We start from the raw sequence: 16,410 nt of genomic DNA, 5'->3' as shown, positions 1-16,410 counted from the left end.
CGTGAGCATCGTGCAGGATCTTCTTCGCATGAATACAGCGCGAGACCGCAGGGGCCGGTTGCCCGCGGTTGCTGTCCAGTTTGCGCTTGGCATCGTCGGGCTGATATTGATCGCCCTGGTCTGTGTTCAGCTCGGCTTTGGGCTTGCGAGGACCGGCTTTGCCTATGTGATCTTGCTCGCTCTCGTATCGCTTTTGGGCAGTTTCAGCGCCTCTGTGGTTCTATCGGTCCTCGCCGCAGTCTGCCTCAATTACTTCTTCGCGCCTCCCCTGTTTCAGCTCAGTGTCGATATTCCGGGTGATCTCGAGAGAATTGCGGTGTTCTTGACGACGTCGCTGGTCGTAACCGCGCTGACGACCAGACTCGGGCGGGCGGCGGACGACCTCCGCGACGTGCACGCGAAATGGAAGAACGCGGAGCGTGTCGCGCATTTTGGATGGTGGGAGCGAGATTTCACCACCAACCACGTGACTCTTTCGGATGAGGTTTCGCGGATTTTCGGCGTGAAGCCGGTCGATTTGCCGGACTGGCATGGGCGATGGCTGGAATTGATCCATCCGGAAGACCGGGCGAAGGCAGCGGAAGCCGCCTCGGCTGCGCTACATTCCGGCGGGCCACGCTACGAATTGGAATATCGGGTCATACGTCCTGACGGTGCGGTGCGAGTCATCCGCAGCCACGGCGATGTCACTTGGGACGAGTCGGGGAGGCCGCTACGGCAGTTTGGCGTCCTGCACGACATCACGGAGCTGAGAAGCGCCGAGCAGGAGCTCCGCGCGAGCGAGCGGCGATTCCGCACCTTCGTGGACTATGCGGCTGACGCCTTCTTTCTGTTCGATGATCATGCCACCGTTCTCGACGTCAATCGCCAGGCTTGCGAGAGCCTGGGGTACAGCCGCGAAGAACTGATCGGTAAACGACCAAGCGACTTCGACATCGCCCTCGACGAGGTCGCGATCGGGCGCCTGAGGCAGCGCATGCTCTCTGGCGAGACGGTCACTTTCGAGACCCGCCACAAGCGCAAGGACGGCACGTCCTTCCCTGTGGAGGTTCGCGGCGGCCTGATCGAGCAAGGCGGGCGCCGGTATTTGAGCCTGGTACGCGACGTCACCGAGCGCAAGCGGGCGGAGGAGGCGCTCCAGCGCAGCGAAGCCTATCTGGCTGAAGCGCAGAGGCTTAGCCATACCGGCACGTCGGTCTATGGCGCCGGAGGGAATCTCTACTGGTCGGAAGAATGCTACCGCCTTTGGGACTTTGACCCTTTGCAAGGCTTGCCTGATGCGGAAAGTGTTTTGCAACGGATCCATTCGGATGATCGCGACAGAGTGCGCAAGGAGATTCGGAAAGCGCTACGCGAAAAGGGGGAGCGTTCGATCGAGTTCAGAATCGTGTGTTGTGGGACGGTCAAGCACATCGAAGCGACCTCCCATCCATTGCTTTCCGCGCATGGCGATATCGACCAGATCGTCACGACACATGTCGATGTCACCGAACGCAGGCGCGCGCAGGCGCAAGCCGAGCGACTGCTTCAGCTCGAGTCGGATCTCGCGCACATGAATCGCCTGAGCATCATGGGAGAGTTGACGGCGTCGCTGGCCCACGAGATCCTGCATCCGATCGGCACCGCGCGCAATAACGCGCGCGCGGGGATGCGCTTGCTGGAAATGAGCCCTCCAAATCTGAGCGAAGTCAAGGAGGCGCTCGGCTGCGTCGTCAGGGACGCCGACCGGGCCAAGGACGTCGTCGGTCGCGTTCGCGATCACATCAGGAAAGCGCCACCGCAAAGGGACGTATTTGACCTCAACGAGGCAATTCACGAGGTGATCGTGATGGTGCGAACGGCACTGCACAGGAATAAAGTATCGGTCCACACCGAACTTATGAAGCATATGGCGTGCGTCCGGGGCGACCGTGTTCAACTTCAACAGGTCATGCTGAACCTGATCCTGAACGCAGTGGAGGCAATGAGCTCGGACAAGGTAGGACTACGAGAACTATCGATCAGCACCGAGCCGGGGCAGACGGGCGGCATCCTTGTCGGCGTGCGCGATTCCGGACCTGGAGTTGAAGCGGCACATTTCGATCAGATTTTCGAGCCATTCTACACGACAAAGACAGGCGGAATCGGAATGGGGCTCTCGATCTGCCGATCCATTGTCGATGCCCATGGCGGACGTCTATGGACCGAGGCCAATCAACCTCAAGGCGCCGTGTTTCAGTTCAGCCTGCCGGCCGTCACTGAGAGCCCGGAAATTGCCAGCTTGACAACGGCCGCCGGAGCGGAAGGCTGCCTGCCGGATAACAACACACCTGACATCAAGTCGGGAGCACAGCAAGCGGTTGCGTTGGAGTGAGTGGGAGGGTGAGGTGAAAGGCATGAAGGCTCGACAAAATGGTCGAACAATCTCTGCTTCTGCCGCGGTTTTGCTTGCTACAGCGAGTGGCTTCGCGCTGATTTGGTCCGTGACGCAGGCACGCGCGGAGGTCCGCGACAAATGGTGCAAGGGTGTGCATCTTCGTTTCTTCGTCGGCGGTGCGGAAGGGGACTCGTTCGGCACTGTCGTCTACAACGGCGCCAAGCAAGCCGAACGTGACCTTGGGCCGACGGTCGACTACATTTTCTCCGGCTGGGACGTCGAGCGGATGATCCAGCAGCTGCGCGAGGCGGTCGCGGTCAAGCCTGACGGCATCGCCATGATGGGCCACCCGGGCGACGCCGCAGTCATGCCTCTCGCCGAGGAGGCCGCGGGCGCCGGCATCAAGATGATGTATCAGAACGTGCCGGTGCCGAAGGTCATCGCCAGGTTCGGCGGTGGATATATCGGTGCCCAGGTCGCGCAGCTCGGCCGCGCCCTCGGGGCGGAGGTGGTCAAGCGCGCGGGCCTTAAGGCCGGCGATGTTGCCTTCATGCAAGGGCCGTTCGAGAACGAGAACCGCGGCGCGCGCGAACGCGCGACCATTGCGGCGATGGAGGAGGCGGGCGTCAAGGTCGTCAAGATCAATTCGCAGCCGGGGTGGGCCGCCGATCCGAACCTTGCACTGCCGGTAATCACCGCTGCCCTCGCCAGGTATCCCGAGGTCAAGGCGGTGGGCTATGGGGGCGGCCAGATGCTCGGCAATGTGCCCGCCTTCATGCAGGCCGCGGGCAAGAAACCGGGCGAGGTGTTCAATTTCGGCGTCGATACAAGCCCGCAGGTGGTGGAGGGTTTCAAGGGCGGTTGGGTGCAGCTTGCCGCCGATCAGCAGCCGTTCCTGCAGGGCTATTTGCCGATCCTCAGCCTTTGCCAGCAGATTGTTCACCGTTTCACGCCGATCAGCGTGGACACTGGCGCTGGCTTCGTAACTCCCGACAATTACAAGGAGATAGCCAAGCTCGCCACCGAAGGTGTGAGGTGAGGAAGGCAATATGACCGAACGGATAGTCGAGCTTCGCAACGTCAGCAAGTTCTTCGGACGGATCTGCGCGTTGAGCGGCGTCAACATCGGCATCGGCAAGGGCGAGGTCGTTGGCCTCGTCGGGGACAACGGCGCAGGGAAGTCCACCTTGATCAAGATACTCGCCGGCGTCGTAGAGCCGACCTCGGGCGAAATCCTGCTTCGCGGACAATTGGCGACCGACTGGAGCGCGTCACGGTCACGTCAAGCGGGCATCGAGACCGTGTTCCAGGATCGTGCCCTCGCGATGCAGCAGTCGGTCGTCCGCAATATCTTCATGGGGCGCGAACTGACCGGTCCTTGCGGGTGGTTGAAACTCGGCAAGGAGATGCGCGAGGCCGAGCGGTTGATGCGAGAGATCGGATTCACCTCAAGTTTGCTCTCGCCGCGCTCGATCGTCGGGCAGCTGTCCGGCGGAGAGCGGCAGGGCGTTGCCATGGCCCGTGCCATCTACAATCAGGCCGAGTTGATCATCCTCGACGAGCCGACAGCCGCGCTCTCGCTCGTTGAGACGGCCAAGGTGCTTCGCTTCGTGCATCAGGTCAAAGCCTCAGGACGCTCGGTCCTGTTCATCGGACACAACATCCACCACGTCTACGATGTTGCGGACCGGTTCATTGTCCTCGATCGCGGCACGGTCGTGCTCGAGGTCGGCCGGGCCACGCTGCCCTCGGCCGACGCGCTCATCGCCTTCATGGAGGAGGTGGCACGGCCGCCGACGTGCTTGGCTCAGTCCGTCGCCGACGCAGGGGCGAACCGGTGACCGCGCTGCTCGGCCCCGAGGCAGCTGAGGCAAGCCCAGCCGCCGCCATCCTCAAGCATCCAGTACGGCGATTCATCGAAGTCAATCGCGCGCCACTCGGAACACTTGCAGTCTTCGTCGTGATGATGACTGTTTTCCTGACTGCGAACCCGCGCGTCTTTTCCGAGTGGAGCATCTACCGTTCGGTGCTGACGACGCTGCCGGTCGCGCTGTTTCTTGTCGTGCCGCTCGTATTCGTCGTGACAGCCGGAGAAATCGATCTCTCCTTTCCTGCGACGATGGGTTTTGCCGCCTGGATATTCGCGCTGGTCGTCCACGCAGGATTTACGCCCTATCTCGGCGTCGCCGCCGGGATCGTCGCCGGAATGATGGTTGGGCTCATCGTCGGGTCGATCGTCGTGTATTTCAACCTGTCCTCGCTTGTCGCCACGCTGGGCATGAATTTCGTGCTGCGGGGCCTGATCCAGATTGCCAACGAGGGCATGCCGATCGCGTTGACGTCATTGAGCGAGAGCTCGCTCAGGAGAGTGTTTTCCAGCATTGTCTTCGGCGTACCGGCGCAGGCGATCTGGGCGCTCGGCTTCGTTATCTTCGCCTCACTGCTCTTTAACCGGCACCGTTTCGGCGTCCAGGTGAAGATCGTCGGCGATAATCCGGACAGCGCCCGACAAATGGGGATCGACGTTGATTGGGTCAGGGTCAAGACCTTCATCTTCGTCGGACTGGGGGCCGCGCTTGCAGGAATTTTCTCAACCCTCATCAATTTCACCTGGTGGCCGACCGCAGGCGAAGGTTATTTTCTGCCGGTGCTCGCCTCGGTATTCGTCGGCGGCACCCCGACCTGGGGTGGGGTCGGTACGGTTGTCGGCGGGGCGATCGGTGCCCTGATCGTCTCTTTCATTCAAACCGGAGTGGTCGGTGCCGGGCTCTCAGGCTTCTACGTCCAGTTCTTCGATGGCGTCATCATCATCCTTGCCCTGATCGGTCATCGCTGGAATCAGCCGCGCTACCGCTAGGTCGCGGCAGACTTTAACGCGGGGTTGCGATGATGGGCGCGCGAGAGGGCCAGTGTGGCGGCCGCGGCACCCGCATCCCGGAAGCGGCTCGGGGGCTGGTTCGGTGCTTCCGGGCCGCGGTGAGCGCGGCCGCCACGCGGTTTCGGTCGACGAGTTGGCTGTCACCTCCTTCCAAGGTCATCAACGCGTGCGCCGACAGAAACGCCGGGGTGAGTGACTGCAACCGTAAAGCAGCCGTCGCGCGCGCCCATTGTCCGGACTTCGAGTTCGCAATGGCGCGCATAGCATTCGTAGTCGCAGTAGGGCAGACTCATCCTGAGCTCGCGCAGATAGCTGCCGCTGATCTTTTTACAGCATTGCAGGCAGAACATGGTGCGGAGCGGAGTTCTGCCATTGACCAGGACGAACTTCATGTCGTGCCTCCCAATGCGAAGCAATTGACGGTGTCGGCCGGAGAGAGAGCGGGCGACGGCGCGGAACGGTGATTTGATGCGGGACCCCTGCAAGCACGCTTCAAGGCGCAGCCTCTGGTATCAGGATTGTTGCAGGCCCATGCTGGTCGCGTCCAAGCTTGGCGAGGCGGGAACGCGAAACAACCAACGCAGATCGCGTTCGCGGCGCGCTCTCGAGCGAGCGAGGCATTGCTTGGAACAGAGAGCGGTCCGCCAGGAATAATACCGGATCAGGCCAAACTTTCCGCCGCATAGAGCGCAGGCCTTGCCTTGCTCGCGGTATTCAAGGCGTTCGTTGCCGTTGCACATTTTGCCTCTCCATTGGTCGCGATGAGAATATTGAGTTTTGCTGCCGTCTTACCGTCACAGCGAACGCACAGGTGAGAGCTGGAGCTTGCGTCGTAGTGGTCCGCCAAATCTTGCGGCGAATACGGGCAGCGGGCGCAGAGCTTGACTCTCATATGCAGCCTCATCCTACCGGAATATCGGTCCTCAACATGAACGGTGAACGCGCCAACCTCGGCGTGCCACGTTCCGTTCTCACGCGCGCAACTCCTCGCCGATTGCAAAGGCTTGCGCTCGGTTGACCATTGCAGTCGGTCAGTAGTCTCTGGCTCGTCTCGATCTCACTCTGGTTTCAGTCGCGCGGTCAGCCTGATCGAAGACCGCTCCGCAGGCTCCGCTCAACTCAGAGCGCCTTTGCCGCAGGCAGCTTGCAACGTCGGTCGGATCAGGAATGTAGTTGCTGCACAGTCGGAAGGCATCGGGTGCGCAGGCCGCCTGCTGCTCGGCCGTACCCCGGTTTTGCTGCGCGAAAACGCTTGTGCTGCAAACGAGGGCGACAGTCGCAAAGAACGAGCCAGAGCTGTATCTGAATGTCATGATCGGGCGGCTCCTCTAGGGTGAGTTGTTCGAGCTGCTCGCAGTCGAGCGCGAAGCAGTACACCCGGTCAGGATCGCGGCATTGGGCGTAGCGGTCCATTGGACCGAAGTGCCGCCTGGTTCGCTTGTGGGTTCGCCAAGCTAAGCCAACGCTTAGGAGGGTGGAGGTGGGGGGAGGCCTCCAGTCCACTGCATTTGCGGCCCAAACAAGCAAACAAGTTTTGGAGGTGCGGCGAGCCACGGCCTTGCATCGAGACTGCTCGATCGACTGAGTCAGGAGCGCGGCGGCTTCTCCGGTGCAAGCCCGAGCGCATCCGCCATTCGACTGAGTTCGGGAAGGGAGCGGGCTTTCATTTTCCGCATCAGATTGGTCCGATGAACCTTCACCGTCGATTCGGCGATGCCGACGTCATTGGCAATCTGCTTGTTGAGGCGCCCGGCCGTTGCCTGAATCATGATCTCGCGTTCGCGTGGACTGAGCGTGTCGAAACGTTCCTTAAGTCCTTCAAGAGCCTTCTCGCTCTCCCGGCGCGCACGATCGCGCGCGAGCCCCGCCGAAATAGCATCGAGAAGATCCTGGTCACGAAACGGTTTTGTCAGAAACTCAATGGCACCCCCCTTCATCGCGCGCACCGTCATCGGAATGTCGCCATGCGCCGTGATGAAGATAATCGGGAGGTTTCGGTGAGCTGCGGCAAGCTCATTTTGAAGGTCGAGGCCGCTTCGCCCCGGCATTCTCACGTCGACCACGAGGCAGGTCGGGACGTCCGAAATGTGATCGGCACTCAGAAAATCAGATACACATGAAAATTGCTGAGTCTTCAGTCCGACGGTTCGCAATAGCCGCCCAACCGAGTCGCGAAACTCGGCATCATCATCGATGATCAGGACATTGGGGGTCGTATCCAGCATCCCTGCACCCGAAGTTTTGAGGATAGCTCTTGTCCCTTGCGAATTGATCTTACTCACAGTTCGGCGCCAAGAACAGGCCTTCCTGCCTGAGCGAGTGGGGGGGAGCATAAGCCATGGCTTAGGGCCACCGGCATTGCATTCTCCCGGCTCCGGACAGAGACTGCAAGTTGCATGCAGGCGCGGAGTGTGCCGGCGGGGCAACTGCCTGGAAGCCGCAATGCCGAAACAGAAGCCGAAGTTGGTCGCGATCGTCGAGGACAATCAGCCTTTTCGCGAGTCCATGCAGAAGTTGATCGCGTTGCTCGGCTATACGGCCGAGTCGTTTCCATCGGCAGCGAGCTTTTTGGCATCACCCTTTGTCGCCAAGACGGCGTGCCTGGTCGCCGACGTCAACATGCCTGGAATGACCGGGCCTGAACTCCACAGGCATCTCCGGGATGCGGGCTACAAGATCCCGACAATTCTGGTGACGGCATACCCGGACGAGGTGGTCCGGGACCGCGCCTTGAAGGAAGGCGTCGTCTGCTATCTCAGCAAACCGGTGGACGACGATCATCTTGAACGATGTCTCGGTTCGGCCGTCCGTTCCGGCGAATCTCCGGGGCAGGCGTCATAGAGGCTCCTTCACCCGCCTGGTTCGAACATCAGTAATCCAACGCGCGAGCCGCTGCTGCTTTGGCTTACTTGTGCGCACCGCCTTCGAGAATATCATTGCGCTATTCAGGGTTGCGAAGCCGAACATGTCCGGGCTCGTGATTGAGCCTTGGGCTTCGCATCGAGCCGAACGACAGCCAGATCAGAAGGAAGCGTGTGATGATGCCGATTCTGGACGAGCGGGGCCGTGCGCAGAGCCTGGGCCGGTTTGCCATCAACCACCAGATGGTTCCACGGGACCTGCACGTCCGGAGCGCCGAAAGCGGCGCGACGGCGCCAACAGTCCACGCGCGCGGGGGCCTCGCGCCCAGCGTCGTGCGAAGGATACGCGACTATATCGAGGGGCACATCGGACAGCGGATCACCGTCAAGCTGCTGGCCAAGCTCGCCAACCTGTCGGTTTGCTACTTCGTGCGAGCATTCAAGCGTTCGCTGGGAGTGACGCCGCACGACTATCTGATTCGGCGACGCATCGAACTGACCATGGGACTGTTGTCAGGCACCGACATGGCGCTATCGGAGATCGCGCTTGCGGCGGGTTTTGCCGATCAGAGTCATTGCGCCCGGCGCTTTCGTCAGCATGTCGGAATGTCGCCATGCGACTATCGCCGCTCGCGCAAGGTTCCCGTTGAAATGAAAGGCTTCAGAGGCCGTCGCTTGCGAGCAAGTTGACGACAATTCCGGACAAGAGGCGAGATTCCAGCCCTGTTACGTTGACCCCGTCGAATTCACCCGCGCTGTTCCGCCGATCGGCGCCGGGTTCGACACAAGACCCGAAAAGCGCCTCTCCTCCCGAGACGCTCCGGCGTTCGTGCCGCGAATGGACGCAACACCGACGGGTCACTTGGGCCGACAGCATTTTGCTGTCGGCCCTCTTTTTGTCCGAGCTTGCGCAGTGATCGCTCGCGAAGACGACGGTGGCCCGCGTTAAGCCAACGCTTAGCAGTCCATACCGGCGTCCAGTAGAATTCCGGGTCGGGAAGACAGGAAAATCCCTCAGCCTGTCCGATCCCAATGAGTGCACCGGCGTTCGGGTTCATTCAAAGCCGCAGGAGGGTAGCGATGGTCATGTTCTGGGTTGTCACGCTTGCGATCCATCTCCTGTTTTATGTGCTCCTGGACGGCTCTGTTCTCGGCGTGGGGATATTACTTGGCTTGAGCCCGAATGAGAGATCGCGACAGCTCATGCTGGGCGCTGTTGCTCCGGTGCGGGCTGGTAGTGAACTCTGGCTGATCACTGCTGGCGTTGCGCTGTGGGCCGCATTTCCGATCGCTTATGCAGTGCTGTACTCGGTGTTCTATGTCCCCACTCTCCTGGTGTTGGCCGGCCTCGTCCTGCGCGCCATAGCGTTCGATCTCCGTCAAAGGGCCGCACGCGTTCGCAGGATCTGGGATATGTTGTTCTGCGGCGGATGCCTCGTGGCGGCTTTCATGCAAGGCATGATGGTCGGCGCTCTCGTCGAGGGCATCGCGGTGGACAGGGGCCACTACATAGGCGGCGCGCTCGGCTGGTTGAGCCCCTTTGCCTTGCTCTCCGGGGTCGGTCTCTGTTTCGGCTATGGCCTGCTTGGTGCGTGCTTCATCTTTCAAAGATGCGAAGGACCCGTCCGGGAGCAAGCGCGCCAAATGCTTCCCGGCCTCGCGGGAGGGCTGTTCGCCTTCTTTATCTTCCTGTTCTTCTACGCACTTGTGGACCTTGAGGTGATGAGCCGATGGTTGGAGCGGCCCTATCTGTTTGTGATCCCCGCAACAGGTGCCGTCACCGCCTTCCTGTTGGCGGTAACCGCTCGCCATGAGCGGCGCCGGCTGCCGTTGTGCATGGCGGTGACAATCTTTGTAGCCGGTTTCGGAACGCTTGCGGTTTCGTTCTGGCCGCACATGATCCCGTTCGCACTGAGCGTCGAAGACGCCGCTGCCCCGCCCACCAGGCTCGCCTTCGTCTTCTTGGCCGGCCTGAATGTGCTCCCGGCGCTTCTCGCTTATGCCGCGGCCGATCGTAACGTCCTGGATCTTTCCCGATGCAGGCTCCTCCCCAGCAAACGAACCTCGGCGTTACCTGCCCTCGTGGAGAAGAGAAATGAGCTGCCGCCAGAAGACACCTTCCGCGCCTCCGGCGGATGACGAAAAGGCTGAGCAGCCTCTTAGTGCAGTGCCGCTGTTCGACGAGATCTGGCGCAACGCGTTGCTCGCCGTCTTCAAGCAGAGCCTCGAGCGCATGGGCGGAATTCTCATTGAGCCGCCGGATCGCGGCGATGTCCTCCAGCCTGTTCGCGGCAGGATCGCTCGGGCGAAGTTCGTCTGCTCGATGGTGCCGGAGATCGCCGGCACTGGCGGCATTGCGGATGCTGGCTCGCTCGCAGCGCCTGCCGATGTTCATCTCGTGATCGCGCGCGCATTGCTCGGGGTTGCGGGAACGGGCTCGGTCCTTCTGAACGAGGGCAGTCAGCGCGTCAATGCGCTCGCCCGACTTGCGAAGCATGTGATTGTCTTGCTCGATCCTGAGGACATCGTTCTGAACCTCCAGCACGCTTTTGGTCTGGCCGAGCGTCGTCTCGCTCACCCCGCACATGTGCGGTCCAATCCATCCGGGAGCGCGCAAATCGCAGGCATGCTCATCCATCCCGCCCGCGACGTGCGGGGGCTATCTGTCTTGCCGCTTCCCAGACGCGCACACATCCGGGCGCGTTTTTCGAATGTGCGCCAACCGCGGCGCGAGAGTTAAGGACCGATGCAGTGGATAGAACGTATGTTCCGGCTTTGGCCGCTTTCGGAGGATCGGCTGTCGGAGCGGTGTCGACCATGCTGACTGGATGGCTTACCAAGCGGCGCAAGGCCCGCCGGCGCGGCCATGCCCGCGCATTTTCCCTGCGCGAAAAGCTCTATCGAAGTTTCATCGAGGAGGCATCACGGCTCTATGCGGATGCGCTCGTCAACGAAAAGTCCGAAATATCACAGCTCGTCAATCTGTATGCGCTGGTCGGCCGTATGAGAATAGTCTCGAGCGACGAGGTGGTTCACGCCGCAGAGAATGCGGGCCGCCTGATCCTCGAAACCTACCTGTCGCCTAACCGGTCGCTTGTCGATCTGCCGAAGCTGATCGACGAGATGGATCCGTTGCGACAGTTTGGTGAGGCCTGTCGTCGCGAATTGCAAGCCGTTCCGTCGCGTTAAGGATCGAATAGAAATGCCAGAACAAATCAGCAAGCGCGGCAGAGCGTCGTTCAGCCGTGCTCGGATCATAGAGGCAGCGATTCGGCTATACCGCGATATCGGTCACAAGAAGACCACGGTCGCCGATATCGCTCGCCGCGCCTCGATGTCTTCCGCAAACGTGTACCGCTTCTTTCCATCGAAGCAGGCGATCGAAGAAGCGGTTGTGACGAAACTGTTGGAAGAAGTGTCTGTGGCTGCCGCACACGCAGCTCGCGGCGGCGGCTCGGCACTGCAGTGTCTGAGTGCGGCATTGAAAGCAGTTTCCGATCTGCATGCAGACAGGGCGGCGAACGACAGCAAGCTGCACGAATTACTGGGCCTGGCGGCGCGCGAGATCTGGCCAATCACCTTGTCCCACGCGGACCGGATCCGGGGAATCGTGCGGCCGGTTATCGCGGCTGGACAGGACGCGAGTGAGGTTCGACAGGGCAGTCCGATGACGCTTGCCTGTTGCTTGCTTGAAGCCATGGACGCGTATCTCAGCCCATTGCGGATTACAGCATGCACTATTCGGCCAACGTTCGATGAGATGATGGACTACTCGGCCCGATCGTTGTGCTCCGCAGCTCCCGGAGAGGCGATTGATCTACAGCCGACGGAGGAGAGCTTGCAGATGCCGAACGGGCTCCAACAGGTGGCCCTCTCTACGGGCGTCAATCTGGTTCACAATTCCAAAGAGGGGAGGTGACTGGCTGCGCAGGACGCACAGCTCAAGTCACAAACCGCAAGGGATTGATAAAATACACCGTATAGTATATATTCTGGATGCTGCATGGTGCCGCCGAAAAGGATCCGTCACGTGTCTCGAGACGTTGTTTCTGTCGAGGTCGATAATCCTGTCGGCCCGATCACGCAATGGGAAGACGCACTGAGCAGATGCGTTGGCCGGGTCTCGCCGGATTTTCGCGATCAAGAGATCACGCGCTGCGTGCCGGGCGCGGGCCAGGCATTTCAGGCCAGGCTCGAATACGGTGGATTGGGCGATGCTGTTCTGTTCAAGACGTCTGCGACGCCACACTATTTTGCGCGCTCGTTGCGCTACGCGAACGCGAACCTGCCTTCGCCGATCGTGCTCGGTTTTCAATCGGCCGGGAGTGCTCGGGTCCGTCAGGACGGAATCTCGTATGTTCTTCATCCCGGAGATTGGAGCGTCTGGGATACGCTTGTTCCGGTCGAAACCTGGGCCATGACAGGCTCGATCGAGTTCCTCTCTGTTACCTTGTCCCGGCCGTCCGATCCTGAGCTGCAGCGCCTGCTCAGCGAGGGATCGACCACGCGTCTTGACGGAAAAATCGGGGTCTCGCGCGTCCTGCAAAGAACTCTGAGCGAAATCTTTGATCAAATGGGACGCATCTCGCCGGCAAGCGGCGAGGCGCTGCGGACAGCGGTCACGGCGATGGCCTGGGAGGCCCTGCGTGAGCAGGTGGGGGCGCCTGCTTCGGCGTCGACCTGCCGCGACGTCCTGATCTCCCGGGCCAAGGCCTATATCGAGGCCCATCTCGCCGATCCCGGCCTTGCCGTCGCCGAGATTGCCGATGGCTGTGGGATCTCGGTACGCGGTATTCACCGTGCATTCGCGCGCGATCCCGCGGGCTCGGTGTCACGCTATATTTGGGGTCGGCGCCTGAGCCGCTGCGCAGATGCGCTTCGCAACGGCGGGGAGGCGAGCCACCGGATTACCGAGATTTGCCTGTCGTGGGGCTTCAACAGCAGCTCTCATTTCAGCCGGCTGTTCAAGGAGCAGTTCGGAATGTCGCCGCGGCTCTATCGCGCGCGCCTCGGGCTCGATCCAGCGCACCAGCGCTGACCGGCTGCCTGCTCGCGAACGCCGATCGCTTCAGCATCAGCTTGGAGGTCACCCCGGTTCTGTGCGAACCGGGGTGATCTGTCGTCGTGTCACTGACAGTCGTTCGAATAGTACGAGCGTCGGCTGCCGCGCCCATAATATGAGCGCGAATTGCCGCTCGAGTCGTAGGAGCGCTGATCATATCCGGAGCCATAGCCATAGCCAGAGCTGGAGCCATAGCCAGAGCCATTGTCATAACCAGAGCCGTAGCCCGAATTCGAGTAACTCGATGCGGCCGCGGCACCGGTCGCGGCACCCGCCGCATAGGCGCCCCAGCCCCGGTTGTAATAGCCAGAGCCGTAACCGCCGTCACCGGAACCGCCGCCATAATACGCGCCGGCATAAACGTTACCGCCGCGGTTGGCGGCGATGTTGCCGGAGCCGACGACATTGCCGTTGCCATTGCCCATGGGACCACGGGCAGCGATGTTGCCATTCCCGATGGGACCACCGGCCCTGATGTTCGCCGGTCCTGGACCGCGCGGTCCACCGGCTGCCAGGCCGGGCGGGCGACCGCCCGCCATGGGTCCACGTGGCGGTCCGCCCATGGGCGGGCGCGGCGCTCCGCCCATCGGTGGCCGCGGGGGACCGCCGCCGCCCATCGGTGGCCGCGGGGGACCGCCGCCGCCCATCGGCGGCCCGCCCGGAAATTGCGCAAAGGCCAGATCCGGACCCGCTGCAACAGCAACGAGAAGACCCGCAAGGCTCAGTGCCAATCGCCTCATCACGGCCTCCCCTGCTGGGTCGACGCATTGACCGGCGTGAGGTCGATCTGTTTCGCTCCGGCGGGAGCCTGGAAGGCGAATGCCGAGTCGGCCGCACGGAGCCGGGTGTCCCAGTTGGTGAACTCCGCCGTGAAGCTCGGCTGACCGGGAAGCAGGCGGTACGTGAGAATGAGACGATGCGGCACGGCCGAAGCGTTGTTCTCGATCCACAATTCCAGATCGGTCCCGCCTCTCTTGTAGAAGAACAGGTGCCGGCATTCGACGCCGTCGACCTTGTCCATTCCGACCTGCCAGCCGCCGACAACCCCATTCAAGAGAGACTGCTCGGTTCCGGCCGCAAAGAAGTTGACCAGCGGGAAATCGATCTTGAGCTTGTCGAGGACTTCGTTCGCGGCTGCTGCGATGCCACCGGGTGCGGAGAGCATCGCGTAAGTATTGGCCTCGGGGGTGGAGATGGCGACAGACCTGCCGTCATAGAACAAGTCTTGCGCACCGTCGTCGCCGCTGACCTGAATCTTGATCCGATCGGGACGCCGCATCGTGACTTTCATTGTATGAAAGATGTGAAGCGGTTGCCCGAACTCGTCGAGGTAAACCCTGATGGTTTTTGCCGTGAACGACAGTTCCGGAGTCGCAAGGGTATCGTCGAGCTGTGCGATGGCGGCGTCTGCTTCCTGGCTCATCGGCGGCCTGACCGGCGGTGGTGCCTCCTGGGCCCGCGCCGTCGATGCTGCGGCCAAGCCTGCGAACGCGCCGACTGAACCCAGCAGAACGGCATGTCTCGCCCGCACGGTCAGGGAGACTCCCTGGCTTGCGACGACGGGCTCGTCGGGTGTTCGATGGCGGGGCCCGGATGAAGCGAGTTGACCCTCAGGTCGGCCGCGGCGTGTGACATTCTTCACGAAGTGTCTCCTGTTGTTGATCAGGTTTCGAGCTGCTCAACCTCTGTGGAGCAGTTCAGCCGCATGAGGAGGAGTGGGCTCTGATTGAGAGCGCCTGTGCGCCTCGCTCTGGCGGCGGCGCTCACGGGTACGTCGTTGGACGATCAGCGGCGTGTCTGAGCGCGACAGTTGCGCTTGTGCGCGACACGCCGGTCTTGACAAGCCCGTGATCTCGGGTGCCGGCATGACCTGCTCTGCAGCGACGCACCACGGCCACGGATCGTCACGCGGAAAGACAACTGCGTTGACACGTTTCATTCCTTCATATATACACTATACTGTATAGTTTATATCAGGTCCGTCAAAGCAATGAGTGGGGTCATCACTTGAGCACAATGTACGTTCCCGCCCTGGCGGCGTTCGGAGGTTCGGCCTTTGGAGCGGTCTCCAGCATCGTGAGCGGATGGGCCGCCCAGCGCCGCAAGATGCGCGAGCGCCATCACCTCCGCTCGTTCTCCAGCCGCGAAAGCCTCTACCGAAGCTTCGTCGAGGAAGCATCCCGGCTCTACGCCGACGCGCTGGTCAGGAATGAATCCGAGATTTCCGAACTGGTCAGGTTGCATGCGCTCATTGGGCGAATGAGGATCGTTTCGAGCAATGACGTGGTCTCGGCCGCGGAGAGGACCGGGCGCCTGATCATCGAGACCTACTTGGCGCCCAACCCGACATTTGCCGAACTGGCCGCGTCCCTGGACAAGGAAATCGACCCTTTGCGCGACTTCGGTGAGGCCTGCCGTCGGGAATTGCTGAGCCTTCCGTCGCGCTGACGAGCTCTCGAGTTCGGCAACACTTGCATTGGAAGCCGCCGGGTGGCCCTTTTAAGCGCCACCGCGAAAGAACAGCAAGGGCGCTAGTGCGGCCAGTCCGCCTCGCAGGCCGCCAGGAAGAAGCCGACCCGTTCCCGCATGAACGTTGGCAACTCCTTTCTCAGCTCTTTCGGTGTCTCCCCAAGCAGGGAACGAAACAGCATCGGCAGCAGGATCATATCCAAGAAGATCTGAGCGGTTGCGAGGCTGCGCTTATCGCCAAAAGGTCCCTTGGGTGTACGCGCGAGCTTCTGAGTCGCCTCACTCAAAAGCCGCGAGACGGCTTTCACCGAACGATCCCGCCCGGCATCGCCGACATTTCGGCTCAACTCCGGAAATCGCTCCGCCTCGGCAATTGTCGCGCGCACCATACCGAGGGACTCCTCGATGAAGTTCTCGACGATCGTCGCCCCGAGGCTCATCAGCTTGTCCTGGATCGTGCGGCCCTCGGGCGTGAACCCTTCGAACCGCGTCAATCCGTTGATCTTGCGCGACACCACGGCCGCGAACAACGCCTCCTTGCCGGGGAAGTGGGCATAAATGGTGGGCTTGCTTGCCGGCGCCATCTCGGAGATTTCGTCGATGCTTGCGCTCCGGTAGCCCTTTTGAAGAAACAGGTGCTCGGCCGCGTCGAGGATCCGCGTCTGGACATCTCCGGCCAGATCCTTGGGCGGTCTGCCCCGTTTCGGACTCTTCTTCTTCATCATCGTCGATCTCCGATCACGAGTCTGTGCGTGTTCAATTCCTGCTTGACACGGCTCTCCAG

The 16,410-nt window shown here is 61.4% G+C and carries 18 protein-coding genes; 12 read left to right on the top strand and 6 right to left on the bottom strand.

Going from position 1 to position 16,410, the window contains the following annotated elements:
- Position 1: 1 nt before the first annotated feature.
- Genes ACP2YP_RS29115 through ACP2YP_RS29100 form a run of 4 tightly spaced genes read left to right on the top strand, consistent with a single transcriptional unit; the run spans position 2 to position 5,213 of the window.
- Complete coding sequence (locus ACP2YP_RS29115; protein ID WP_426419685.1) at positions 2-2,353, top strand: PAS domain S-box protein; 2,352 nt, start codon at positions 2-4, stop codon at positions 2,351-2,353.
- 22 nt (positions 2,354-2,375) lie between these two features.
- Positions 2,376-3,395: a substrate-binding domain-containing protein gene (locus ACP2YP_RS29110; protein WP_426419684.1), complete on the top strand. Its 1,020-nt coding sequence runs from the start codon at positions 2,376-2,378 to the stop codon at positions 3,393-3,395.
- A gap of 10 nt (positions 3,396-3,405) precedes the next feature.
- On the top strand, positions 3,406-4,197 hold the full coding sequence (locus ACP2YP_RS29105; RefSeq protein ID WP_426419683.1) for an ATP-binding cassette domain-containing protein: 792 nt from the start codon (positions 3,406-3,408) through the stop codon (positions 4,195-4,197).
- Positions 4,194-5,213, top strand: a complete 1,020-nt coding sequence (locus ACP2YP_RS29100) for an ABC transporter permease (protein WP_426419682.1) — start codon at positions 4,194-4,196, stop codon at positions 5,211-5,213. The genes ACP2YP_RS29105 and ACP2YP_RS29100 overlap by 4 nt, the downstream gene beginning before the upstream one ends.
- Before the next feature lie 161 nt (positions 5,214-5,374).
- Here the strand turns inward: ACP2YP_RS29100 and ACP2YP_RS29095 are convergent, their stop codons facing one another.
- The 3 genes from ACP2YP_RS29095 to ACP2YP_RS29085 form a co-directional block, all read right to left on the bottom strand.
- On the bottom strand, positions 5,375-5,626 hold the full coding sequence (locus tag ACP2YP_RS29095) for a hypothetical protein (protein ID WP_426419681.1): 252 nt from the start codon (positions 5,624-5,626) through the stop codon (positions 5,375-5,377).
- 269 nt (positions 5,627-5,895) lie between these two features.
- On the bottom strand, positions 5,896-6,126 hold the full coding sequence (locus ACP2YP_RS29090; RefSeq protein WP_426419680.1) for a hypothetical protein: 231 nt from the start codon (positions 6,124-6,126) through the stop codon (positions 5,896-5,898).
- 694 nt (positions 6,127-6,820) lie between these two features.
- Positions 6,821-7,459 (bottom strand): response regulator transcription factor, encoded by a 639-nt coding sequence (locus ACP2YP_RS29085; RefSeq protein ID WP_426419679.1) that lies wholly within the window; start codon positions 7,457-7,459, stop codon positions 6,821-6,823.
- A 217-nt stretch (positions 7,460-7,676) separates the two neighbouring features.
- On the opposite strand from ACP2YP_RS29085, the gene ACP2YP_RS29080 reads away from it, so the two are divergent.
- The 7 genes from ACP2YP_RS29080 (at position 7,677) to ACP2YP_RS29050 (ending at position 13,133) form a co-directional block, all read left to right on the top strand.
- Positions 7,677-8,075: a response regulator transcription factor gene (locus ACP2YP_RS29080; RefSeq protein WP_426419678.1), complete on the top strand. Its 399-nt coding sequence runs from the start codon at positions 7,677-7,679 to the stop codon at positions 8,073-8,075.
- A 197-nt stretch (positions 8,076-8,272) separates the two neighbouring features.
- Positions 8,273-8,785 carry a helix-turn-helix domain-containing protein gene (locus ACP2YP_RS29075; protein ID WP_426419677.1) on the top strand — a complete coding sequence of 171 codons (513 nt, stop codon included), beginning with the start codon at positions 8,273-8,275 and terminating at the stop codon, positions 8,783-8,785.
- A 390-nt stretch (positions 8,786-9,175) separates the two neighbouring features.
- A complete protein-coding gene (locus ACP2YP_RS29070) occupies positions 9,176-10,234 on the top strand; it encodes a cytochrome d ubiquinol oxidase subunit II (RefSeq protein WP_426419676.1) in 1,059 nt (352 codons plus the stop codon).
- Positions 10,191-10,835, top strand: coding sequence for a hypothetical protein (locus ACP2YP_RS29065; protein WP_426419675.1), 645 nt, complete (start codon positions 10,191-10,193; stop codon positions 10,833-10,835). Before ACP2YP_RS29070 ends, ACP2YP_RS29065 begins: the two co-directional genes overlap by 44 nt.
- 77 nt (positions 10,836-10,912) lie before the next feature.
- The gene (locus tag ACP2YP_RS29060; RefSeq protein WP_426426297.1) at positions 10,913-11,284 is read left to right on the top strand and encodes a hypothetical protein; all 372 of its coding nucleotides are present in this window, start codon (positions 10,913-10,915) and stop codon (positions 11,282-11,284) included.
- A 13-nt stretch (positions 11,285-11,297) separates the two neighbouring features.
- Positions 11,298-12,014, top strand: a complete 717-nt coding sequence (locus ACP2YP_RS29055; RefSeq protein WP_426419674.1) for a TetR/AcrR family transcriptional regulator — start codon at positions 11,298-11,300, stop codon at positions 12,012-12,014.
- A gap of 111 nt (positions 12,015-12,125) precedes the next feature.
- Positions 12,126-13,133 (top strand): helix-turn-helix domain-containing protein, encoded by a 1,008-nt coding sequence (locus tag ACP2YP_RS29050; RefSeq protein WP_426419673.1) that lies wholly within the window; start codon positions 12,126-12,128, stop codon positions 13,131-13,133.
- A gap of 89 nt (positions 13,134-13,222) precedes the next feature.
- Here ACP2YP_RS29050 and ACP2YP_RS29045 read toward each other — a convergent pair whose 3' ends face one another.
- Together ACP2YP_RS29045 and ACP2YP_RS29040 are read right to left on the bottom strand one after the other, a co-directional pair.
- Positions 13,223-13,897 (bottom strand): hypothetical protein, encoded by a 675-nt coding sequence (locus ACP2YP_RS29045; protein WP_426419672.1) that lies wholly within the window; start codon positions 13,895-13,897, stop codon positions 13,223-13,225.
- Positions 13,897-14,580 (bottom strand): DUF2092 domain-containing protein, encoded by a 684-nt coding sequence (locus tag ACP2YP_RS29040; protein ID WP_426419671.1) that lies wholly within the window; start codon positions 14,578-14,580, stop codon positions 13,897-13,899. Before ACP2YP_RS29040 ends, ACP2YP_RS29045 begins: the two co-directional genes overlap by 1 nt.
- Before the next feature lie 653 nt (positions 14,581-15,233).
- Between ACP2YP_RS29040 and ACP2YP_RS29035 the strand changes: the two genes are divergently transcribed.
- Complete coding sequence (locus tag ACP2YP_RS29035; protein ID WP_426419670.1) at positions 15,234-15,605, top strand: hypothetical protein; 372 nt, start codon at positions 15,234-15,236, stop codon at positions 15,603-15,605.
- An 83-nt stretch (positions 15,606-15,688) separates the two neighbouring features.
- On the opposite strand, the gene ACP2YP_RS29030 is transcribed toward ACP2YP_RS29035, so the two are convergent.
- Entirely contained in the window at positions 15,689-16,351 is a 663-nt protein-coding gene (locus ACP2YP_RS29030; protein WP_426419669.1) for a TetR/AcrR family transcriptional regulator, read from the bottom strand.
- Between the last annotated feature and the right edge of the window lie 59 nt (positions 16,352-16,410).

Source organism: Bradyrhizobium genosp. A, from assembly GCF_049949275.1.
In the GTDB taxonomy this organism is placed as follows: Bacteria; Pseudomonadota; Alphaproteobacteria; order Rhizobiales; family Xanthobacteraceae; genus Bradyrhizobium.
Note: the sequence above shows the minus strand (reverse complement) of the source record. Positions and strands in the feature narration are given on the sequence as shown.